The organism is Pseudorhodobacter ferrugineus DSM 5888 (assembly GCF_000420745.1).
Taxonomy (GTDB): domain Bacteria; phylum Pseudomonadota; class Alphaproteobacteria; order Rhodobacterales; family Rhodobacteraceae; genus Pseudorhodobacter; species Pseudorhodobacter ferrugineus.
The window spans coordinates 111,221-134,104 of sequence record NZ_ATVN01000007.1; the positions used below are offsets into that span (position 1 = coordinate 111,221).

The 22,884-nt window shown below is 59.8% G+C and carries 18 protein-coding genes; 12 read left to right on the forward strand and 6 right to left on the reverse strand.

Annotated features, from left to right (window positions below):
* Positions 1–2: 2 nt before the first annotated feature.
* Positions 3–1,511, forward strand: a complete 1,509-nt coding sequence (gene trpE, locus G560_RS0108270) for an anthranilate synthase component I (protein ID WP_022703851.1) — start codon at positions 3–5, stop codon at positions 1,509–1,511.
* Between the two features lie 41 nt (positions 1,512–1,552).
* On the opposite strand, the gene G560_RS0108275 is transcribed toward trpE, so the two are convergent.
* Positions 1,553–3,085, reverse strand: a complete 1,533-nt coding sequence (locus G560_RS0108275) for a divergent polysaccharide deacetylase family protein (protein ID WP_028913874.1) — start codon at positions 3,083–3,085, stop codon at positions 1,553–1,555.
* Between the two features lie 146 nt (positions 3,086–3,231).
* Between G560_RS0108275 and G560_RS0108280 the strand changes: the two genes are divergently transcribed.
* The 6 genes from G560_RS0108280 to lexA all read left to right on the forward strand — a co-directional run bounded on the left by G560_RS0108280 (position 3,232) and on the right by lexA (position 8,084).
* The gene (locus G560_RS0108280; protein WP_022703853.1) at positions 3,232–3,813 is read left to right on the forward strand and encodes an anthranilate synthase component II; all 582 of its coding nucleotides are present in this window, start codon (positions 3,232–3,234) and stop codon (positions 3,811–3,813) included.
* A complete protein-coding gene (gene trpD, locus G560_RS0108285; protein ID WP_022703854.1) occupies positions 3,810–4,826 on the forward strand; it encodes an anthranilate phosphoribosyltransferase in 1,017 nt (338 codons plus the stop codon). Before G560_RS0108280 ends, trpD begins: the two co-directional genes overlap by 4 nt.
* 25 nt (positions 4,827–4,851) lie before the next feature.
* Entirely contained in the window at positions 4,852–5,664 is an 813-nt protein-coding gene (gene trpC / locus G560_RS0108290; RefSeq protein WP_022703855.1) for an indole-3-glycerol phosphate synthase TrpC, read from the forward strand.
* Positions 5,665–6,150 (forward strand): cyclic pyranopterin monophosphate synthase MoaC, encoded by a 486-nt coding sequence (gene moaC, locus G560_RS0108295; protein ID WP_022703856.1) that lies wholly within the window; start codon positions 5,665–5,667, stop codon positions 6,148–6,150.
* Positions 6,147–7,313 (forward strand): molybdopterin molybdotransferase MoeA, encoded by a 1,167-nt coding sequence (locus G560_RS0108300; RefSeq protein ID WP_022703857.1) that lies wholly within the window; start codon positions 6,147–6,149, stop codon positions 7,311–7,313. The genes moaC and G560_RS0108300 overlap by 4 nt, the downstream gene beginning before the upstream one ends.
* A gap of 69 nt (positions 7,314–7,382) precedes the next feature.
* Positions 7,383–8,084, forward strand: coding sequence for a transcriptional repressor LexA (gene lexA, locus G560_RS0108305; protein ID WP_022703858.1), 702 nt, complete (start codon positions 7,383–7,385; stop codon positions 8,082–8,084).
* 21 nt (positions 8,085–8,105) lie between these two features.
* On the opposite strand, the gene G560_RS18830 is transcribed toward lexA, so the two are convergent.
* Complete coding sequence (locus G560_RS18830) at positions 8,106–10,238, reverse strand: ComEC/Rec2 family competence protein (RefSeq protein WP_022703859.1); 2,133 nt, start codon at positions 10,236–10,238, stop codon at positions 8,106–8,108.
* Between the two features lie 77 nt (positions 10,239–10,315).
* Here G560_RS18830 and gltX point away from each other — a divergent pair, with 77 nt between their 5' ends.
* Positions 10,316–11,722: a glutamate--tRNA ligase gene (gene gltX, locus G560_RS0108315; RefSeq protein WP_022703860.1), complete on the forward strand. Its 1,407-nt coding sequence runs from the start codon at positions 10,316–10,318 to the stop codon at positions 11,720–11,722.
* A gap of 98 nt (positions 11,723–11,820) precedes the next feature.
* Positions 11,821–13,116: a citrate synthase gene (gene gltA, locus G560_RS0108320; RefSeq protein ID WP_022703861.1), complete on the forward strand. Its 1,296-nt coding sequence runs from the start codon at positions 11,821–11,823 to the stop codon at positions 13,114–13,116.
* Between the two features lie 39 nt (positions 13,117–13,155).
* Here gltA and aguB read toward each other — a convergent pair whose 3' ends face one another.
* On the reverse strand, positions 13,156–14,040 hold the full coding sequence (gene aguB / locus G560_RS0108325; RefSeq protein WP_231575928.1) for an N-carbamoylputrescine amidase: 885 nt from the start codon (positions 14,038–14,040) through the stop codon (positions 13,156–13,158).
* A 166-nt stretch (positions 14,041–14,206) separates the two neighbouring features.
* On the opposite strand from aguB, the gene G560_RS0108330 reads away from it, so the two are divergent.
* Positions 14,207–14,629 carry a PaaI family thioesterase gene (locus tag G560_RS0108330; RefSeq protein WP_050525309.1) on the forward strand — a complete coding sequence of 141 codons (423 nt, stop codon included), beginning with the start codon at positions 14,207–14,209 and terminating at the stop codon, positions 14,627–14,629.
* A gap of 61 nt (positions 14,630–14,690) precedes the next feature.
* Here G560_RS0108330 and G560_RS0108335 read toward each other — a convergent pair whose 3' ends face one another.
* The 3 genes from G560_RS0108335 to G560_RS0108345 all read right to left on the reverse strand — a co-directional run bounded on the left by G560_RS0108335 (position 14,691) and on the right by G560_RS0108345 (position 19,284).
* The gene (locus G560_RS0108335; RefSeq protein ID WP_050525303.1) at positions 14,691–15,806 is read right to left on the reverse strand and encodes a DUF2235 domain-containing protein; all 1,116 of its coding nucleotides are present in this window, start codon (positions 15,804–15,806) and stop codon (positions 14,691–14,693) included.
* On the reverse strand, positions 15,766–18,063 hold the full coding sequence (locus G560_RS0108340) for a xanthine dehydrogenase family protein molybdopterin-binding subunit (protein WP_028913877.1): 2,298 nt from the start codon (positions 18,061–18,063) through the stop codon (positions 15,766–15,768). Before G560_RS0108340 ends, G560_RS0108335 begins: the two co-directional genes overlap by 41 nt.
* A gap of 75 nt (positions 18,064–18,138) precedes the next feature.
* On the reverse strand, positions 18,139–19,284 hold the full coding sequence (locus G560_RS0108345) for a type III PLP-dependent enzyme (RefSeq protein ID WP_022703866.1): 1,146 nt from the start codon (positions 19,282–19,284) through the stop codon (positions 18,139–18,141).
* Between the two features lie 144 nt (positions 19,285–19,428).
* Here G560_RS0108345 and G560_RS0108350 point away from each other — a divergent pair, with 144 nt between their 5' ends.
* Positions 19,429–19,860, forward strand: coding sequence for an Lrp/AsnC family transcriptional regulator (locus tag G560_RS0108350; protein ID WP_022703867.1), 432 nt, complete (start codon positions 19,429–19,431; stop codon positions 19,858–19,860).
* Between the two features lie 142 nt (positions 19,861–20,002).
* Entirely contained in the window at positions 20,003–22,867 is a 2,865-nt protein-coding gene (locus G560_RS0108355; protein ID WP_022703868.1) for a valine--tRNA ligase, read from the forward strand.
* Positions 22,868–22,884 lie beyond the last annotated feature (17 nt).

Below are 22,884 nucleotides of genomic sequence, written 5' to 3' on the forward strand. Positions count from 1 at the left end.
CAATGGCACAGCTAACCCCCGACTTTGACACCTTTGAAAAGGGCTGGGCTGCAGGGCGCAACCAAGTGGTCTATGCCCGCATCGCCGCCGATCTGGATACGCCCGTGTCTTTGATGCTGAAACTGGGCGAGGCGCGCGGCGATACTTTCATGCTCGAATCCGTCACAGGCGGCGAAATTCGCGGGCGCTATTCGGTTGTGGGGATGAAGCCCGATTTGATCTGGCGCTGCCGTGGCACCGCGGTCGATATCAACCGCGAGGCGCGCTTTGACCAAGCCGCCTATCAGGCCGACCCCACGCCGCCCTTGCAAAGCCTGCGCGCCCTGATCGCGGAAAGCGCGATTGACATGCCCGCCGATTTGCCCGCGATTGCCTCGGGCCTGTTTGGTTATCTCGGCTATGATATGATCCGTTTGGTTGAACATCTCCCCAACGTGAACCCCGATCCTTTGGGTCTGCCCGATGCCGTGCTGATGCGCCCCTCCGTTGTGGCCGTGCTTGACAGGGTAAAGGGCGAGGTGACAGTGGTCGCCCCCGCTTGGACTGGTGCGGGCCTGTCCGCACGCGCCGCCTATGCCCAAGCGGCCGAACGTGTGATGGACGCCTTGCGCGACCTTGACCGCGCCCCCCGCGCCGACCGCGACTTTGGCGAGGCAACAGCCGTCGGCCCCGCACAGTCTAACTTTACCCACAAGGGCTATCTGCAAGCCGTTGAAAAGGCCAAAGATTACATCCGCGCGGGTGACATCTTTCAGGTCGTCCCGTCGCAGCGCTGGAAACAACAGTTCAAGGCCCCTCCCTTCGCACTCTACCGCAGTTTGCGCCGCACCAACCCGTCGCCTTTCATGTTCTTTTTCAACTTCGGCGGCTTTCAGGTGGTCGGTGCCAGCCCCGAAATCCTTGTCCGTCTGCGCGACGGCGAGGTGACCGTCCGCCCCATCGCAGGCACCCGCAAACGCGGCGCCACACCCGAGGAAGACCGAGCGAACGAGCTTGACCTTATCTCGGACCCCAAGGAATTGGCCGAGCATCTGATGCTGTTGGACCTTGGCCGCAACGATGTGGGCCGCGTGGCGAAAATCGGCACCGTGCGCCCGACCGAGGAATTTATTATTGAACGCTACAGCCATGTGATGCATATCGTCTCCAACGTGGTCGGCCAAATTGCGGACGGCGAGGATGCACTGTCGGCGCTGCTTGCGGGCTTGCCCGCGGGCACGGTTTCGGGCGCACCCAAGGTCCGCGCGATGGAAATCATTGACGAGCTGGAACCCGAAAAGCGCGGCGTATACGGTGGCGGTGTTGGCTATTTCGCCGCCAACGGCGAGATGGATTTTTGCATCGCCCTGCGCACCGCCGTGATCAAAGACGAACAGCTTTATATTCAGGCAGGCGGCGGCGTGGTCTATGACAGCGATCCGCAGGCGGAATTTGAAGAAACCGAGAATAAATCCCGCGCCTTGCGCAAAGCCGCCGAAGATGCGGGCCTGTTCGCCAGCGGCAACCGCTGACGCGCAGGCAGGATAATAGGGGGGCTCCCCCCCACCCACCTTTATTGTGACGTCATCACAGCCGTTGCAGGTGCAAGCGCAACTGTGGCTGCCCGCCCTTCAACCGCCCATTCCAACAAGGCTGCCACCGTTTCAGGACGGGTTTGACCCGCCACAACGACACGCCCGTCTTGGGCCGCCTTGAACGCCGCACGGTCCAAATAGCGGCGGATGATTGGGCTGCCCTCATTCCCGCCGTCCAGCGACCGGAAAATCAACGCGCTCGGCACACCGTCACGCCGCGCCACCTGCGACGCCGCATTCAACCCACGGTCCCACGACAAAACCCCGCGCCCTTGATCCTTGACCAAGGCCAACACTTGTGTGGCCAGCGTGCGGTTGCCTTGAAACCCGCCTTGCTCAAGGTCCACCACCGCCACCGCCTCGGGCAGCGCCTTTGCCATCACCTCAAAGCTCACCGCCAGATCCGAGGCTTGCGCACCCGTCGGAAGACCTGACGCAATCATCACCACCTCTTGCCCTGCCGCGCGGTAAATCTGCGCCGCCGTGGCCGCATCGGGCAACAGGGGGTCAATCATGAACGACACAGGAAACGGGATCGCTGCCAAGGCCTCACGGTCAACGTCTGGCCCTCCTGTGTCTTGCAGCACAATCGCAAACAACGGTTTTTTATCAGCGTTTTCAAAGGGTCGCGCATATCGCTCAACGGGCGGCAAACCTGCTCCGTCCGAAAGACCCACCGTCGCAGGGTCCACAGCTTGACCTCCCTGCGTTTGGGTTCCCTCTGCCGTGGCCGCCGCAGTGATCGACGGCAAACGCCCCGTCTTCACGCCGTCCACCTTATTGCCAAACCCTGTCGCAGGGCGCAAAATGGGTGTGTCTTGCGATGCATTGTCAGCGCTTGGTGTGTCCATCGCCGCAGTGCCATCACTTGCAGGCGCATCTGGAACCACCACAACCACGTCAGGCAAGCTGGCCGGATCAACAGCCACACCATCTGTCGCTGCATCCGCTGTGGCATCCGGCACAACCTCTGCCGCCGCAGGGGGCGCATCGGGTGCGCTTGCATCTGGCAAGGGCTCAACCGCACGTGCGCCATTGGCTGCAATCGTATCCCCCATCGCAGGCACAACGGGGCTGGTACCAGCATCGGTTCCGGTGTCGGGCTGCGCCATGACGGTTTGCACCTCGGGCAGCTTTGGGCTGTCAGTTTCGACCACCGCATCGGCAGTCGGCCCGGGCGCCAGCGTCTCTTCGGGCAATGCATCTGGCGCAGACGCAAGGGCTACGTCGCCTCCAGCCGCTGGCAAGATCGGCTCAACAGCCGCGTCTGGCATGACCACAGCCAGCTCTGATGCCGCGTCATCAGGCGCTTCAGGCTGCAGTTTCGCCTCACCCCCGCTTAGCGCCGTTTCTGTCTGCACCTCTGCTGCGGGTGCACTTGCCACAACCGCGGCAGGCGGTTCCAGCCCGTCCTGTCCTTGGGGGGAAACGGTTAGCTGCGATGCAACGACCAAACCAAGCCCCGCCACAACGGTGCCCCATCCTGCTCCTACGAAAAACCCACGGCTCACCCGCAACCCTCCTGCCTGCACACACTCGGTTCGGATCAAAAAGGAAGGGTTTCCCTTGACGCCCCTGTACCGCTCGGCCCATGTATAGCGCGACACTTCGGCGGGTTCACCCCTAAACAGACATCGACAGGCACAGGCTAGGCATTATGCTGCTATTGATCGACAACTATGACAGTTTTACCTACAATCTCGTGCATTATCTGGGCGAGTTGGGGGCAGATATCCGCGTTGTGCGCAATGATGCGATGGATGTGCAGGCCGCAATGGCGTTGAACCCTGAAATGATTGTGCTGTCACCGGGGCCGTGTGACCCATCCGCAGCCGGAATTTGCCTGCCGCTGACCATGGCCGCAGCCGATGCGAAAATCCCCCTGTTGGGCGTTTGCCTTGGGCATCAAACCATCGGCCAGGCCTTTGGCGGCAAGGTCGTGCGCTGCCATGAAATCGTGCATGGCAAAATGGGCACAATGCACCACAACGGCACGGGCGTCTTCACCGGCCTGCCCTCGCCATTCCTTGCCACGCGCTATCACAGCCTTGTGGTCGACCGCGAAACCCTGCCCGCTTGCCTAGAGGCAAACGCTTGGCTGGAAGATGGCACCATCATGGGCCTGCGCCACAAAACCTTGCCCATCGAAGGCGTGCAATTCCACCCCGAAAGCATCAAATCCGAACATGGCCACCAATTGCTGCGCAATTTCCTCAACCGCGCAAAGGCGGCGGCATGAGCGACCGTTTGAAACCTCTAATCGGCACGGCCTGTGACCGCCCCCTGACCCGCGCAGAGGCCGAGGTCGCCTTTACCGCGCTGTTTGAAGGCGATGCGACACCCGCCCAGATCGGCGGCTTTCTGATTGCCCTGCGGATGCGCGGCGAAACGGTTGATGAAATCGCCGCCGCTGCCAGCGTCATGCGCGCCAAGTGTAACGCAGTTGTGGCCCCCGCAGGTGCGATGGATATCGTCGGCACAGGCGGCGATGGCAAAGGCACGCTGAACATTTCCACCGCCACCGCCTTTGTCGTGGCAGGCGCAGGCGTCGTGGTGGCCAAACACGGCAACCGCAACCTTTCGTCGAAATCGGGTGCCGCAGATGCACTGACCGAAATGGGCCTGAACGTCATGGTTGGCCCCAAAGTCGTGGAAACCTGTCTGGCCGAGGCTGGAATCGGCTTTATGATGGCCCCCATGCACCACCCCGCAACCCGCCATGTCGCCCCTGCCCGCCTTGAACTTGGCACGCGCACTTTGTTCAACATTCTTGGGCCTTTGACCAACCCCGCTGGCGTTAAAATGCAGCTAACAGGGGCCTATAACGCCGCCCTGATCCGCCCGATGGCCGAGGTGCTGCTCGCCCTTGGCTCTACCTCGGCGTGGCTGGTGCATGGCGGCGATGGCACGGATGAGCTGTCAATCGCAGCCCCGTCCAAAGTGGCCGCGCTGAAAGACGGCGCGATCACCGAATTTGACATCCACCCCGAGGATGCAGGCCTGCCCGTCCACCCGTTCGAGGCGATCATGGGCGGCAGCCCGTCTGAAAACGCCGCCGCCTTGCGCGCGCTTTTGAACGGCGAGGCGGGCGCTTACCGCGATGCTGTGCTGCTGAACTCCGCCGCCGCCCTTTTGGTCGCGGGCAAAGCCGCTGACCTGAAATCAGGGGTTGAAATGGCCCGCAGCAGCATCGATTCCGGTGCCGCGCGCGCGCGTGTCGAGACCTTGGCGCGGATCACCTCTGCCGCCTGAAACACCCAAAAAGAACGGCCAAAAGATGAGTACAATTCTAGAGCGGATCAAAACCTACAAGCTGGAGGAAGTCGCCGCCCGCAAAGCCACCAAATCGCTGGCCGACCTGCAGGCTTTGGCCAATGACGCCCCTGCCCCGCGCGGCTTTCACCACGCCTTGCTAAATGCCGCCTCGACCGGATACGGCCTCATTGCCGAGATCAAAAAAGCCAGTCCTTCCAAAGGCTTGATCCGCCCCGACTTTGATCCGCCCGCCCTTGCCCGCGCGTATGAGGCAGGCGGTGCCACCTGCCTTTCGGTGCTGACAGATACGCCGTCTTTCCAAGGGGCCGACGAATTTTTGACCGCCGCCCATGATGCAACCAACCTGCCCTGCCTGCGCAAGGACTTCATGTACGACCCCTATCAGGTGGTCGAGGCCCGCGCCCTATCGGCCGATTGTATCCTGATCATCATGGCCTCTGTGTCCGACGCCCAAGCGCGCGAATTAGAGGATGCTGCGTTTGAACAAGGCATGGACGTGCTGATCGAGGTGCATGACGCCGCCGAATTGGACCGCGCAGCCCTGTTGAAATCGCCGATGATCGGCATCAACAACCGCGATTTGCACAGCTTTGACATCACCTTGCAAACCACCCGCGATCTTGCGCGCCGCGTGCCCGCCGACCGGATGATCATTTCCGAATCCGGCCTGTTCACCCCCGACGACCTAGCCGATGTTGCCCGCTATGGCGCGCGCTGTTTCCTGATTGGGGAAAGCCTGATGCGCCAAGCGGATGTCGAAGCGGCCACCCGCGCTATTCTGGCGCAATCTGCCACAGTCCAAAGGGGGCTGTGAATGGCCGAAAACCCGCTCACCCATTTTGACGCCGCAGGCCATGCCCATATGGTCGATGTTTCGGCCAAACCTGTGACCGCGCGCATCGCCACGGCCCGCGCCGCCATCAAAATGGCCCCCGAAACGCTGGCCACAATAACAGATGGCCGCGCCGCCAAAGGTGATGTGCTGGGCGTCGCCCGCCTTGCAGGCATTATGGCGGCGAAAAAAACCGCCGACCTGATCCCGCTATGTCACCCCCTGCCCATCACCAAAGTCGCCATAGACCTGACCCCTGATCCAACGATTCCCGGTATCATAATCGAGGCGACGGTCAAAACCGGCGGTCAAACAGGGGTTGAAATGGAGGCCCTGACAGCCGTTTCCGTGGCCGCGCTGACCATCTATGACATGGTAAAAGCCATTGATAAGGCTATGGAAATCACCTCGACCAAACTGATCCTAAAAGACGGCGGCAAGTCGGGGCGGTATGAGGCCGCTCCATGATTTCGGTCGCTGAAGCGCTGGCCTTGGTCTTTGATCTGGTCAAACCTTTGGACGTTGAAACCCTTGGTTTGGCACAGGCCAACGGTCGCTTTATGGCCACCCCCGCCACCGCCACCCGTGACCAACCGCCCTTTGCCGCCTCGGCGATGGATGGCTACGCCACCTGCGGCCCCACCGCGCCCGGTGCCGTGTTCACCGTGATGGGCGCGGCCAGCGCAGGCCACGCATGGAACGGCGCCCTTACAACGGGTGACGCGATCCGCATTTTCACCGGCGCGCCTATACCAAATGGTGCAACCCGCGTGGTGATCCAAGAGGATGTGACCCGCCAAGGCGACCAAATCACCCTGTCCCAAACCCTTGATGCCGCCACCCATATCCGCGCCCAAGGTCAGGATTTTCGCGCAGGCGACACGCTGTCGCCCCGCCTGCTCCGCCCCGCCGATATTGCCTTGCTCGCGGCGATGAACGTGGCGCAGGTGTCTGTTATCCGCAGACCCGTTGTCGCCATCATCGCCACGGGCGACGAATTGGTGATGCCCGGTGAAATACCGCGCCCAGACCAAATTATCGCCTCCAACAGTTTCGCGCTCAAAGCGATGGTCGAAGACGCAGGCGGCATCGCACGCATGCTGCCCATCGCACGCGATACCGAGGCGAGTTTGCGCACCGTCTTCGACCTTGCCGCAGGCGCGGACCTGATTGTCACCATCGGCGGCGCATCCGTAGGCGATCATGATCTGGTCGGCAAAGTGGCAGCCGATATGGGCATGGAACGCGCATTCTATAAAATCGCGATGCGCCCGGGCAAGCCGCTGATGGCGGGGCGGATCAACGGCACACCAATGCTGGGCTTGCCTGGAAACCCAGTGTCTTCAATTGTTTGCGGCCATATCTTCATGTTACCGATGCTGCGCGCGATGCAGGGGTTGGGTGCCACGCCCCCCAAAATGCACCACGCGACGTTGGCCGCCCCATTGGCCGCGAACGGCCCGCGCGCCCATTATATGCGGGCGCGGGTTGACGGAGGGACAATTACCGCCTTTCCCGCACAGGACTCGGCGCTGTTGCAGGTCTTGTCGCAGGCCAACGCCTTGTTGCTGCGTCCCGTGGCCGATGGGCCGCGCACTATTGGTGACACGGTCGAATACCTTCCGATTTAGCCAAATCGCTTGACACAAACCAAGAACATGGGCAGAACAGGCAGGCAACCTTTGGGAAGGGGATGGCCGATGCTGACGCGCAAACAAATGGAACTGCTCGATTTTATCCGCACGCGGATGGATGCCGAGGGGGTTCCGCCCTCATTCGATGAGATGAAAGAGGCGCTTGATTTGCGGTCAAAATCCGGCATCCACCGCCTGATAACGGCACTAGAGGAACGCGGTTTTATCCGCCGCCTTGCCCACCGCGCCCGCGCGATTGAAATCGTGAAACTGCCCGAGGCGATGGAACGTCCTGGCTTTGCCCCCGCAGGCTTTACCCCCAAGGTTATCCAAGGCGACCGCGTGGCCCCGCCCAAGGGTGCGATGGTGGTCGAACCCGTGCATGCGATGGAACTGCCTGTGATGGGCCGCATCGCCGCCGGTGTCCCGATTGAAGCGATCCAAGAGGTGTCGCACCACATTGCCGTTCCAGGATCGATGCTTTCCGGCAAGGGCCAGCATTACGCGCTTGAGGTCAAAGGCGATTCGATGATCGAGGCGGGGATCAATGACGGCGACATCGTCGTTATCCGTGAACAGACCACCGCAGAAAACGGCGATATCGTCGTGGCCTTGGTCGAAGATGCCGAGGCGACCTTGAAACGCTTTCGCCGCCGCGGCAGCATGATAGCACTTGAGGCCGCAAATCCGGCCTATGAAACCCGTGTGCTGCCGGACCATCAGGTAAAAGTGCAAGGTCGGCTGGTCGGACTTATCCGCAGTTACTGACGTGCAGTTACGGGCCTCTCGCTACTGATCGGGCACAGGGCCGCCACGATCGGGCGGGTTCGCCAGTTTTTGCAATTCAAACGCTGGGTTTGTTGGCCTCGCAGGGCCCGTCCATAACCTGTTTTGTGTCTTGGTCTTTGCCACCTTAAAACCGCCTGCCGCTTTCGGCCACAACGCCAAAGCACCGGTGCCACGCAACACGACCTCGTCAATTATCATGCACTGGGCAGGCCCTTGCGCGGCAAGCTTTGCCCCCACCACCACCAAATCCGCAATTTTGCAGGCTTCGGCCAGTTGCCCCTCGGCCGCTTTGCCTTTGATTTGCACAATGCGCCATCCCCCCGACTGAAACTGCCGCTGCTCGGGCGGCCCGTCAAACCCTGTCCGTGTCGCGGCGATCTGCTGGTCGGCAAGGTCGCCATCATTTTCCAACCATTGCTTGGCGATAAACCCCGCCCCTTTGGGTGCCGACAGCGCTCGCCCGTCGGCGCTTTCAACCCCAACCAGCTTGCCGTCACTGCTGATCAGAATCGCTGGCCGCTCGGACATCCCCCACAGCGCAAAGGCCACCACGACCGGCACCAAACCTGCAAAACGCCCATAACCTTGCCACAAAATAACCCAAAGCGCCCCCAGCGCCATAATGGGCAGCACAAACGGCGCAGGCGTTGGCACCGCGCGCACGGCCCCGTCCCACCCTGCCACAGTGCCGGCCACCCCTAAAATCCATGCCGTCCCCTTGCCCATGACCCAAAGTGCCGGACCTTCCAGCCCCAAAGGCGCCAACACCCCCGCCAAAACCGCAGCAGGCATCACCGCAACCCCCATCACGGGCACCGCCAAGACATTGGCAATCAAACCATATCCCGCAACGCGGTTGAAATGCGCGGCCGCAATCGGCGCCGTCGCAAACCCCGCCAAAAGCGATGTAAACACCACCGTAAACACGGGCATCACCCACGCCGGTATACGCCCATGCGGCACGCGGTCCCGCAGCGCGCCGTACCCCGCAATCAGCGCCACGGTGGCCGCAAATGACATCTGAAACCCCGGTTCCAACAAGGTTTCGGGCTGTGCCAGCAGCAAAACGCAAGCCGCCAACGCCACCGACCGCATCGACAAGGCACGGCGGTCAAACAGCACCGCCCCCAGTATAACCGCAACCATCACAAACGCCCGCTCGGTCGCCACATTCCCGCCCGACAGCGCCAGATACACCGCCCCCGCCGCCAAGGCGCAAACCGCCGCCAGCTTTTTCGAATTCACCCGCAGCGCCAAAACCGGCACCAAGGCCAGGCCATAGCGCATCGTGGCAAAGATAAATCCCGTCAGCAGCGCCATATGCAGCCCCGAAATTGCCAACAAATGCGCAAGGTTTGACGCGCGCAAATTGTCTTGCGCCGCACGGCTTATGCCCGCCCGATCACCTGTGACCAAAGCCGCCGCAAAGGCCCCGGGGTCGCCTGCAACCTGCGCTTCTACCCCTGCCCGTATCTGCGCGCGCACACGGTTAATCCATTGCGCATTTGCCGCCGCAGGTGCCAGCAACAAAACAGGCACCCGCGTATATCCAACGGCGCCGAGCTGATCAAAAAACGCCATTCGCCGAAAATCAAACCCGCCCGGTTCCACAGGGCCATCGGGGGCGGACAGATGGGCGGTTGTCACCACCACCTGCCCTGGTGCGATGTCAAAATACCCCTGTGTTCCATGCAGCGACACACGCACCCGCGCAGGCGTTCTGGCAGGCGACACCCCCGACAACACCACATTGTCCAGCGTCACCCGCAGCATATCGGATTGCGAGCGATCAATCATCACCACCCGCCCTTCAACCGGCCCGTAATAGCGAAACGACAACACAGGGGCCGCAACCAGATGCGCCCGCGCCCCCGCGGCCAGAAGCCCTAAAACAACGCAGGCCACAGCAATCACCAGCGGGTGCAACCGCTCCGGCCCAAAGCGGTACAGCAACGCGGCCAAGGCCAGCACCGCCACCATCACAGCATAAAACCAACCCTCCGGCTCCTCCGGCAGGTCAAACCACAGCGCCACGCCAACCGCAATCAGCACAGGCACCCAAGCAAACAGCCCGCCCCGCGCGGGCCCCAGCGCAATAAACGGCCTCTGGAACAGCGCCTGCACCCTGCCCACCTTGTCACTCCTTGCGTGATTGCCTAGACACAGGCGCGACCCTACCGCACTCTTGGTTTCTGAAAGGTTAATTCCTCATGCCCACGGACCGCCCCGTCATCACCCGTATCGCGCCCTCGCCCACGGGCTATATGCACATCGGAACGGCCAGAACCGCCTTGTTCAACTGGCTGTTTGCCCGTGGTCACGGCGGCAAATTCCTGTTGCGGATCGAGGACACCGACCGTGAACGGTCCACCCCCGAGGCCACTGCCGCGATCATCAAGGGCATGACATGGCTGGGTCTGGATTGGGACGGCGAGGCTGTCAGCCAGTTTGACCAAAAAGACCGCCATGCCGAGGTCGCCCATGAAATGCTGGCCCGTGGTGCCGCCTATAAGTGCTTTGCCAGCCAAGAAGAAATCGAGGCCTTCCGTCAAGCCGCGACCGAGGAAAAACGCTCCACCCTCTACCGCAGTCCGTGGCGCGATGCCGACCCCGCGACCTACCCCGACGCGCCCTATGTGATCCGCATGAAGGCCCCGCAAACCGGCGAAACGGTGATTGAAGATGCCGTTCAAGGCACCGTCACCTTCCGCAACGACCTGCTCGATGACATGATCGTGCTGCGCTCGGACGGCACGCCAACCTATATGCTGGCCGTGGTCGTTGATGACCATGATATGGGCATCACCCATGTGATCCGCGGCGATGACCATCTTCAAAACGCCGCCCGTCAAACCATGGTCTATCAGGCGATGGGCTGGGACATTCCGGTTTGGGCCCATATCCCGCTGATTTTTGGTCCCGATGGCAAGAAACTGTCCAAACGCCACGGTGCCACTGGGGTCGAGGAATATCAGGTCATGGGCTACCCCGCCGCGGGCATGCGAAATTACCTGACGCGGCTGGGTTGGGCCCATGGTGATGACGAATTCTTTACGACTCAGCAGGCAAAAGAGTGGTTCAATCTTGAAGGAATCGGTCGCGCCCCTGCGCGGCTTGATTTCAAAAAACTGGAAAACCTATGTGGTCAGCATATCGCCGCCAGTGACGATGCTGCACTGCTGCATGAATTAGAGGCATATTTGGCCGCCGCAGGCGCAACACCACTAACTGCCCCCCAACGTGACAGGATGTCACGCGCCATGTACTGCCTCAAAGATCGTGCAAAGAAATTCCCCGATCTTATTGAAAAAGCAGAATTTGCGCTGAATGCCCGCCCCGTTGAACCTGATGAGGCTTCGGCAAAATCACTAGACGCGGTATCCCGTGGTATACTGAAAGAATTGACGCCGCGCCTGCAAAATGTTACGTGGACCAAAGAAATGCTGGAGCCTGTTTTGACCGAAGTGGCCGCGACCCACGGCATCGGTTTTGGAAAACTGGCAGCCCCTTTGCGCGCCGCCTTGGCTGGCCGCACGGCGACCCCCAGTGTGTATGATATGATGCTGGTTTTGGGTCAGACTGAGACGATCGCCCGACTGGAAGACGCGGCCGCGTAATTTTTGGCCCTCTCCTGTCGGGACCCGACCCCGCAAGGGATTACATAGTCAAGGCCCACGCATCCAGCGGCGGGTCTCAACCGCAAGAGGGATGAATCATGCCAAAATCGACCGGAACGGCTCAGCTTAAAGTTGGCGACAAAACGATCGACCTACCGATCTACAGCCCGACCCTTGGGCCGGATGTCGTTGATATCGGCAAGCTTTATGCCCAGTCCGACATGTTCACCTATGATCCCGGCTTTACCTCAACCGCAGCTTGCGAAAGTGCCATCACCTATATCGACGGTGACAAGGGCGAACTTTTGCACCGTGGCTACCCGATTGACCAGCTGGCGCAGGACTCGCATTTCCTTGAAGTGTGTTACCTCTTGCTGTTCGGCGAGCTGCCAAACAAGGCCGAGATGATCGACTTTGAACAGCGCGTCACCAATCATACGATGGTGCATGAACAGATGCACAACTTCTTCCGCGGGTTCCGCCGTGACAGCCACCCAATGGCTACAATGGTGGGTGTGGTCGGTGCGATGTCGGCGTTTTACCATGACAGCCTTGACATCAACGACCCGTGGCAGCGTGAAGTCGCCGCCATCCGCATGATCGCCAAGCTGCCGACGATTGCGGCGATGGCCTATAAATACTCGGTTGGTCAGCCCTTTGTTTATCCAAAGAATTCATTGGATTACGCGTCGAACTTCTTGCACATGTGCTTTGCCGTTCCCTGTGAGGAATATCAGGTGAACCCGATCCTGTCCAAGGCGATGGACCGGATCATGATGCTGCATGCCGACCACGAACAAAACGCCTCCACCTCGACCGTGCGACTGGCTGGCTCTTCGGGCGCGAACCCCTTTGCTTGTATCGCCGCTGGCATCGCCTGCCTTTGGGGCCCTGCCCATGGCGGCGCCAATCAGGCTTGTCTTGAAATGCTGCGCGAAATTGGCACTGTCGACCGTATCCCCGAATACATCGCCCGCGCCAAGGACAAGGATGACCCCTTCCGCCTGATGGGCTTTGGCCACCGCGTCTATAAAAACTTTGACCCGCGCGCGACCGTGATGAAGGAAAGTGCCGACGAAGTGTTGGAGTTGATGGGCATCCACAACAATCCAACCCTGCAAGTCGCCAAAGAATTGGAACGCATCGCTTTGGAGGATGATTATTTCATCTCGAAAAAGCTCTATCCAAACGTCGATTTCTATTCCGGCATCATTTTGGATGCGATGGGCTTCCCGACCTCGATGTTCACGCCAATCTTTGCCTTGTCGCGCACGGTGGGCTGGATCTCGCAGTGGCGCGAAATGATCGGCGACCCGACCCAGAAAATCGGCCGCCCGCGCCAGCTTTATATCGGCGAGGCCCATCGCGACTATGTTCCGGTGGAAAAGCGCTGATCCGAAACAAAAACGGCGGCCCTTGGGGCCGCCGTTTTTTTATGTCCCGTCCATTCCGTTCAGCGCCGAATACAGCGCGGGCCTGCGGTCCCGGAAAATGCCCCAGGTGCGGCGCAACTCTGCCACAGCGTCCATATCGACAGTGGCCAAAACAACCTCCTCCGCATCCCTCCCCGCTTTGGCCAACAGTTGCCCTGTGTGGTCAGAGATAAACGACGACCCATAAAACGTCACATCCCGCCCCTCGGGGGCCACCTCGCGGCCAATCCGGTTTGATGCCAGCACCGGCACAATATTCGCCGCCGCATGCCCCCGCATGACCATTTCCCAATGGGGCTGGCTGTCGTAATCGGGGTTTGGTGGCTCGGACCCGATGGCCGTTGGGTACAGCAACATCTCCGCCCCTTGCAGCACCATCGACCGCGCCGCCTCGGCAAACCATTGGTCCCAGCAAATCTCCACGCCAATCCGCCCGAACGCCGTGTCCCAAACCCGAAATCCTGTGTCACCAGGGCTGAAATAATACTTCTCCTCATACCCCGGCCCCTGCGGAATATGGCTTTTGCGGTAATTCCCCAGCACCCGCCCATCGGCATCAATCATCGCCACGGAATTAAAATACGCCTGACCCGCCGCCTCAAAATACGACAGCGGCAAAACCACGCCCAATTCGCGCGCCAAATCGGCAAAACGGGCAATCAGCGGATGCCCCTGCATCGGCAGCGCCAGTTTGAAATATTCGGGCCGCTGCGTGATGCAAAAATAAGGCGTCGCAAACAGTTCTTGGATCAAGATCACCTGCGCCCCTTGCCCCGCCGCGTCGCGCACCAAGGCTTCGGCCTTGTCGGCATTCGCGGGCAAATCCCAGCTACAGGCAAATTGAGTGGCGGCAAGGGTCGCATTGCGCATCGGCGTCTTCCTCATTGGCTCGCCCCATCTTGGCGCAAATCCGGTCCCAAGAACAAGGCCACTCGACATCGCAATGAACATCCCCCTAACCTGCGGTACAAGCCAACCACAGGAGCGCGCATTGCCCCCATTTTATCCGCAGGGCCCTCAGGACATACCGACCCGCGACCATTTGCTGTCCATGTCGGGGCTAGAGTTTATGCAAGCCGCGCTCAATGGCACCCAACCGCATGGCGCGCTGGTCGGTTTGATGAACGGACGGTTGGCCCACGTCGAACTGGGCCGCGTTGTCTTTCACGCCACGCCGCAGTTTCCCCACACCAATCCGGTCGGCACGGTGCATGGCGGCTGGTACGGTGCCATGCTTGACAGTGCTTTGGGCTGTGCCGTGATGACCACCGTGCCAAAGGGAAAGTGGTATACAACCTTGGAATATAAGGTAAATCTGACCCGCGCCTTGCCACTTGATGTCGATGTTGTCGTCGAAGGCATCGTCGATCATGCAGGCCGGACAACCGCCACCGCGCAAGCCACGATCAAGGGCAAATCAGATGGCAAACTTTACGCCACAGGCAGCACCACCTGCATTATATTGGCCGGTTAGCCCCAACACATACCGGCCACAACGTCCCTGCGGCACGCCCTAAACCGAAACGCGCGCCACCTTAGGGCTGGCGCAAATGCCCCGGCGCAATTTTGGGCCCAAGCTCCCATCGCGACCGCCCCGCAAGCACGCTTGGGTGAAAATGTTCCGACGGGTCGCGCCCCACATGCCGCCGTTTGCGCAGCAAAAACACCGCGCCAAAGCCCCGCCACGTGCCAACCATCGGCGCTTTGGCGTCACAAGGAAACCGCTCTCGCCATCCCTTCGGCAAAACCGTCTCACAGGCCTCCATCCGTTCCAGCATCCACACAAGCGGAATATTCGACAAAGGCCGCGCCTTTTGGAAACTGCCAATCTGTCCGCCGATATCGGCATGCGCGCCCCTGAACCAAACCTGTTCGACATTCCCTGCCCAATTCGGCGGGCAGGTCCACAGCACAGGGTCAAACACCACCCGCGTCTCATTCAGCGCCAAGGCGTGAAACCCGTGCTTGATCGAATGGCCAAGCGCATGGTTGTGAAAGGCGTGTTCATGTTCCGTCAGCATCCACAAAAACGGCAAACGCATCCCCAGCGCCTTGACCGTATCCCAAACGCCGACCATTTCGATCGGCACGCTGTCATGGCAAAATTCCCGCGCAAACGCCTGTGCGGCATGGCTTTGCGGGTCCAGTTGATAATGCCGATACGCCAGCTGCACATTGCGTTCCGTGGCACAATCGCGCTTGAGCAGCCCGACTTGGTCAATAGCACCCGCAAGCGACCGCACAGCATAGGCCCCGCGCGAATAGCCCAACAGGAAAATCCGGTCCCCGACCTCGTAATGACTGGCCAAAAAGCCATAAGCCCGCCGGATTTGCCGGTTAATCCCGCGCCCTTGCGCCACATCGGCAAGCTGGCCCCAATCAACCCATTGCACACCGGGTTCATAATACAGCCTGCGCCGCGCGCTTGGCCCCGCCTCGGCCAGCAGCTTGAACACCAGCCCCGCGTTGCTTTCATAGCCCGCATCCAACGACGACATCGTCCCATCCAGAATGATGATGTGATCAACCGTTCCACGGGCCGCATGGCTATCGGCCCCATGCCCTTCGGTCAAAACCGTAGGCGTAGGCCGCAGCCAAGAGCGAAGGCGGTTAAACAGTGACAGCTGCGGCCCCCTTTTCAGAAGCGTCATGCAGCCATGACCATACACGCAAAGGGGTAAACGGCATCTCAACGCGCATCACACCGCGCTGCGCCATCGCATCCGACACCGCGTTGGAAATGGCCCCCAGCGACCCGACAGTCCCCGCCTCGCCGCAGCCTTTCATCCCCAAAGGATTGGTCGTCGATGGCACAGGGGCAGTCACAAACTTGAACATCGGTAAATCTTGGGCACGCGGCATCGCATAGTCCATAAAACTTGCTGTGAGCAGTTGGCCCTGCGCGTCAAAGCCCGCGTTTTCCATCACGGCCTGCCCGAACCCTTGCGCAATCCCGCCATGCACTTGCCCTTCCACCAGCGCCTCGTTGATCATAGTGCCGAAATCATCCACCACGACATAGCGGTCAAGCCGCACATGCCCTGTCTCGGGGTCCACCTCCACCTCGGCCAAATGCGCCCCATTGGGAAAGCTGCCCGCCTGCAACGTAATAGTCTGGCTATGCGACAACAAATCCTCGCGCCCTGCCGCCCGCGCCCGATCTGCCGCCTCAATCAGCGTCAACCGCAGGTTCGACCCCGGCGCGCCAAAACGCCCGTCACTATAGGCAACACCGTCACCCAACTCGGCTTGTAAAAACGCGGCAAAGGCGGGGATCATCGCCCCCACCACAGCACGGATCGCCGTACCTTGCACCGTCACCGACCGCGACCCACCCGTCCCGCCACCCGATGCAATCCGGTCGCTATCGCCTTGCACCACGCGGATCAGCCCCGCGTCAATGCCCGTCTGTTCGGCCAGCATGGTCGTGAACACGGTCTCATGCCCTTGCCCGTTGCTTTGCGTGCCAACATACAGCGTGACCGTGCCGTCCCCTTCATAAACCACATGCGCAGTCTCTGTCGGGCTGCCCAGAATGCTCTCGATATAGGTCGCGATCCCCATGCCGCGGATCAGCCCTTTTTGGGCCGAACCCGCCTGCCGTGCGGCAAAGCCATCCACATTAGCTTCATACTGCAACCTACTCAAAACATGATTGAAATCACCAACATCAATCGTCAAACCATTGACCATCTTATACGGAAAGGCCTGTATAAAATTCCGCGCGCGCAAGGTGAACGGATCAACGCCCAACACCCGCGCAGCATTGTCCATCGCGCATTCAATGGTCATAATCGCCTCGGGCCGCCCTGCGCCGCGATAGGCATCTATCGGCGTGGTATGGGTATAAATCCCCTGCGCGGTCAGAACAGCGGTCTGAATGTCATAGCATCCCGTAAACACCTTGGAAAACAGCTCTGATTGAATCGCCTGCCCGAACTGCGAATTATAGGCCCCCATATTCGACACAACATCGGCGCGGTAGGCCGTTATCCGGTGGTCGGCATCAAACCCCAACTCCGTGCGCACCACCAAATCGCGGGCCCCATTGTCCGACAGCATACCTTCGGTCCGTTCCGACACCCAGCGCACGGGTTGGCCCAGCATCCGCGCCGCCGCCGCAAGGCAGGTGTATTCGGGATAGGTCATCGCCTTCATCCCAAACCCGCCACCAACATCGGGGTTGGTCACGCGCACATCTGCAGGGTCCAAATGCAACATGCGGGCCAGCTCGCCCTTTTGCACCCAAACGCCTTGCCCGCTGAAACACAGATGCAGCCGCCCCGCGTCCCATTCGGCAAAGGCCACGCGCGGCTCCATCGCGTTCACAATCACGCGGTTATGCACCACCTCAAAGGCCACCCGATGCGCCGATCCCGCCAGCGCCGCCTCAACCGCGCCCTGATCCCCCATCGCCCAATCATAGGCGCAGTTTTGTGGTGCCTCAGGGTGCACCATTGGGCCACCCATCGCCAAATCCAGCTTGGGGTCCAGATCTGAATAGTCCAACCCGATCACTTCGGCCGCATCCCGCGCCGCATCCAAGCTGTCGGCAACAATCATCGCAACGGGTTCGCCAACATAGCGCAACCTGCCCCGCGCCAGCACAGGCCGTTCGGGCATGGCACCCCGCGACCCGTCATGATTGGCCACCGCCACACCCTTCATCCCCAGCGTAACACCTGCCGCCTCTAACCGCGCGGCTGTCAGCACCAATCGGACCCCGGGCATGGCCTCTGCCTCGGATACACCCAAATCGTCAATCACGGCATGGGCCACAGGTGAGCGTAAAAATATCGCAAAAAGCGCATTTTCAGGCGCAATATCATCGACATAGCGCGCAGTTCCGGTCAAAAACCTTACGTCTTCAACCCGTCCAACACCTTGCGCCTTGCCAAATTTCTGCATCATTCGCCCCCTGAAACCGCTTGGGCAAACACTAACCCCAGCGTAGGGTTTGTCCAGCGGCAGGGCGCGTAATTATCAGGACATAAGGGACAAAACCGTCACGACACTCACGTCGCCATAGCCATTAAACCGCGTGTTGGTAACCGTGGTATAGGCCCCCATGCCGTGAAACAGCACATAATCGCCCTCGGCCAAATCGTCCGGCAGCGGCATTCCGTCCGGTAAACTGTCAATGGAATCGCAGGTCGGGCCAAACACAGGCCGCGCAACTTGCGCCCCCACCCGCGCCTCACCCAAAGGCGATATCACCTGCACACAGTCCGTCGCACCGACCGATGCGAATTCGGTCAGCGTGCCATAAATTCCATCGTTCAAAAACACATGCGCCCCATCGCGCACGGCCTTTACCTGTGTCGCCACACAAAACCCGTCGGCACACAGCGCCCGCCCCGGCTCACACACCAAGGCCGGACGCTCCGCACCAAAAGCTTCGGTCGTCACAGTCTCAATCACCCCGAAAATCGCTTGCAAATCGGGCGTCACAGCCTTTGACCGCTGGCTCGGAAACCCGCCGCCCACGTTCAGCCGCGCGATCGTCACACCCGCCGACCGCGCAATCCGCGCCGCCTCATGGATATAGGACGCCCAAGCACGCGGTTCGCCGCATTGCGTACCGGCGTGAAAGGTCAAAGACGGCACAAACCCCGCCTCCGCAACCTTGCGCAACAAGGTCACAGCCAATTCCGACGTCGCCCCAAACTTGGCCCCAAAATTATAGGCAGCCCCGCCCACAGGCAGTTTGAACCGCACCGAAATCTCAACACCCGATGCAGGCACCCCAGCAATCAGTTTGTTTAATTCCGACATAGAATCAACGGAATAGGATACAACACCCAAATCCACCGCCACCGCAATTTCCGCTACCGACCGTACCGGATTGTTGTAATGCAGCGCAGCGTCCGGCACCAACCGCCGGATCAACCGCATCTCGAACGGCGAGGCCACATCAAACCCGCGCACCCCCGCCGCCGCAAGGTTTTCAATCACAGCATCTGCCGGATTGGCCTTGACCGCATAGGTCACAAGCCCGGGGAAACCGCCAATAAACACCGCCGCTTTTGCCTGCAACGCGTGCGGCGCAAAGAACAACACCGGATTTTCGGGGGACAGGCTGGTCAGATAGTCAACAGGATTGCCCAAGATCACTTTCGTCTGCCCCATCACCAAACCCCTTTTCCAAACGCAAACAGTGCGTTGCAATGTTCCAGCCCCAAGTGTGCCCGACAAACACACCAATTTCACCGAAAGAAATGGTGGATATGCCCATAATTTTCGTTATTATGACGAAAAGAATGGGCATATGTCATGGATGACCTCGATCAGAAAATCCTCACCTTGCTGGGCACCGACGCCCGCATGTCGGTTGCCACCTTGGCACGCAGGCTGAAACTCGCGCGCTCGACCATGCAGTCGCGGCTGGAACGGTTGGAAAGCAATGGCACCATCGCAGGCTACACAGTCAAACTTGGCGCTGCTGGCCGCCAAGACCGCCTCCGCGCCTCGGTGCTTTTGTCGATCGAGCCGCGCACCCAAGCCGCCTGCCTCTCCCGCCTCAAAACCATCCCCGAGGTCGAACGTGTCGTCACCACCTCGGGTCGTTTTGACCTCCTCTTGCAAATCGTAGCCCCTTCCACCCAGATTTTGGACCAACGGCTTGATGACATCGGCGCGCTTCCTGGTGTGCGTTCGTCTGAAAGCCTGATCCATCTTTCGACCAAAATCGACCGTACGGCCTAGGCCTTGCGTGCCAAAACAGATGTACAAACGTATGTACGGATGCTGTACGGATGTAGGACGGAAAAAATACGGGCCAAACTGCCGCTTTCCCTCCTCGGCCAAGCAAGTTAAAACCCCCGACAAGACATCAGGGGATCACACAATGCCGATGGAAAAAACCTTCAACGCAGCCGAGGCCGAAGCCCGCATTTCCGCAAAATGGGAAGCAATAGGCGCCTTTCGCGCTGGCGCAAATGCCAGCCGGGATGAGACGTTCTGCATCATGATCCCACCGCCCAACGTGACCGGCTCTTTGCATGTCGGCCACGCGTTCAACAACACCATTCAGGACATCCTGATCCGCTGGAAACGCATGCAGGGCTTTGACACCCTTTGGCAACCGGGCCAGGACCACGCAGGCATCGCAACGCAGCTGGTGGTCGAACGCCAAATGGCCGCCGCAGGCCTGCCAAAGCGCACTGATATGGGCCGCCCCGCCTTTCTGGAAAAAGTATGGGAATGGAAAGAAGAATCCGGCGGCACCATCATCAACCAATTGAAAAGATTGGGCGCGTCCTGTGATTGGGACCGCAACGCCTTTACGATGGACGCAGGTTTCCACGATGCCGTGATCAAGGTTTTCGTGGAAATGTATAACAAGGGCCAGATCTATCGCGGCAAGCGTTTGGTCAACTGGGACCCGCATTTTGAAACTGCTATTTCCGATCTCGAGGTCGAGAATATTGAGGTTGCGGGCCATATGTGGCACTTCAAATACCCGTTGGCGGGTGGCGAGACCTATGAATATGTCGAGCGGGATGAAGACGGCAATGTCACCCTGCGCGAAACCCGCGATTACATTTCCATCGCCACCACGCGCCCTGAAACCATGCTGGGCGATGGCGCGGTTGCTGTTCATCCATCGGATGAGCGTTACGCCTCAATCATCGGAAAACTATGCGAAATTCCGGTTGGACCCAAGGCGCAACGCCGCCTGATCCCGATCATTACCGATGAATATCCCGATAAAAACTTCGGCTCGGGTGCCGTGAAAATCACTGGTGCGCATGACTTCAACGACTACCAAGTCGCCAAGCGCAACAACATCCCGATGTATTCCTTGATGGATACCAAGGGTGCGATGCGCGCCGATGGCCGCCCTTACGCAGACGAGGCCGCGACCGCCCAAGCCATTGCAAACGGTACGGAATCCTTTGACGAGGCCAAAATCGCCGCGATGAACCTTGTCCCCGAAGAATACCGCGGGCTGGACCGTTTCGAGGCCCGCAAACGCGTGATCGCCGACATCACGCACGAAGGATTGGCCGTCACCAAACTGGTCAAATCGATCGATCCGGAAACCAATTCTGAACACTTACAGCTTATCCCCGTGGTCGAGGACAAGCCGATCATGCAGCCCTTTGGCGACCGTTCGGGCGTGGTTATTGAGCCGATGCTGACCGACCAATGGTTCGTCGACACCGCCAAAATCGTCGGCCCCGCACTGGATGCAGTGCGCGAAGGGCGCACCAAAATCATGCCGGAAAGCGGCGAGAAGGTGTATTTTCATTGGCTGGAGAATATCGAACCATGGTGCATTTCACGCCAGCTTTGGTGGGGGCATCAGATTCCGGTTTGGTTCGATGAAGATGGCAACCAATACTGCGCGCCCACTGAAGCGGAAGCCCAAGCAATGGCACTGGGCAAGCAGCTTACCCGCGACCCCGACGTGCTTGACACATGGTTCTCCTCCGGCCTCTGGCCCATAGGCACATTAGGATGGCCCAGTAACACATTGGAACTAAACAAATACTTCCCAACCAACACCCTCGTCACCGGCCAGGATATCCTGTTCTTCTGGGTCGCCCGGATGATGATGATGCAGCTTGCTGTCGTGGGCAAGGAACCCTTCGGTACCGTCTACCTCCACCAACTCGTCCGCGACGAGAAGGGCGAGAAGATGTCGAAAACCCGTGGCAATGTCATCGACCCGCTGGTCATTATTGACGAATACGGCGCAGACGCGCTGCGCTTTACCATGGCGCAGATGGCGGCCTTGGGCGGCGTGTTGAAACTGTCCGAAGACCGGATCAAAGGCTATCGTAACTTTGGCACCAAGCTGTGGAACAGCTTCAGCTTTGCCGAGCATTACGAGATCAAATTCGAAGCCGAAAACCCGCGCCCTACCCCAACGAATACCTTGAACAAATGGATCATCGGCGAAACCGGCAAGGTGCTAGAGGAGGTCGACGCCGCCCTGACCACCTACCGCTTTAACGATGCTGCCAACGCGCTTTACGCCTTTGTCTGGGGCAAGGTCTGCGACTGGTTTGTTGAATTCTCGAAACCGATCTTGCAAGGCGATGATGCCGCTGCCAAGGCCGAGACAGAGGCAACCCTGAAATGGGTTCTGGATCAATGCCTTATCCTGCTGCACCCCATCATGCCCTTCATCACAGAAGAGCTGTGGGCGATGGCGCCCGACCGGCCCAAAATGCTGGCGCATACCGATTGGCCAACCTATACCGCCGCCGAATTGGTCGACGATGCCGCGATGCGCGAAATGACTTGGGTGATAGGCCTGATCGACGACATTCGTTCCGCCCGCGCTCAAATGCATGTGCCTGCGGGGCTAAAGGTTGATCTGCTGATGGTCGGCCTTGATGATACGGCCAAAGCGGCCTTTGCCGCGAATGAGACGCTGATCTTCCGGCTGGCCCGCATTGAGACGGCCAACACGGCCAGCGAAGTCCCAAAAGGCGCGATAACTGTCGCTGCCGAAGGGGCGGTTTTTGCCATTCCGCTGGCTGGATTGATCGATGTGGATGAGGAAAAATCACGCCTATCCAAGGCCTTGGAAAAGCTTGAAAAAGACATGGGGGGCCTGAGGGGCCGTTTGAACAACCCCAAGTTTGTGGAAAGCGCCAAACCTGAGGTGGTCGAGGAAACCCGCGAAAAACTGGTCTTGGGGGAAGATGAGATCAGCAAAATCAAGGCCGCGTTGGTGCGTTTGGCCGAAGTCGGTTAACCTAAGTTATCGTCAAG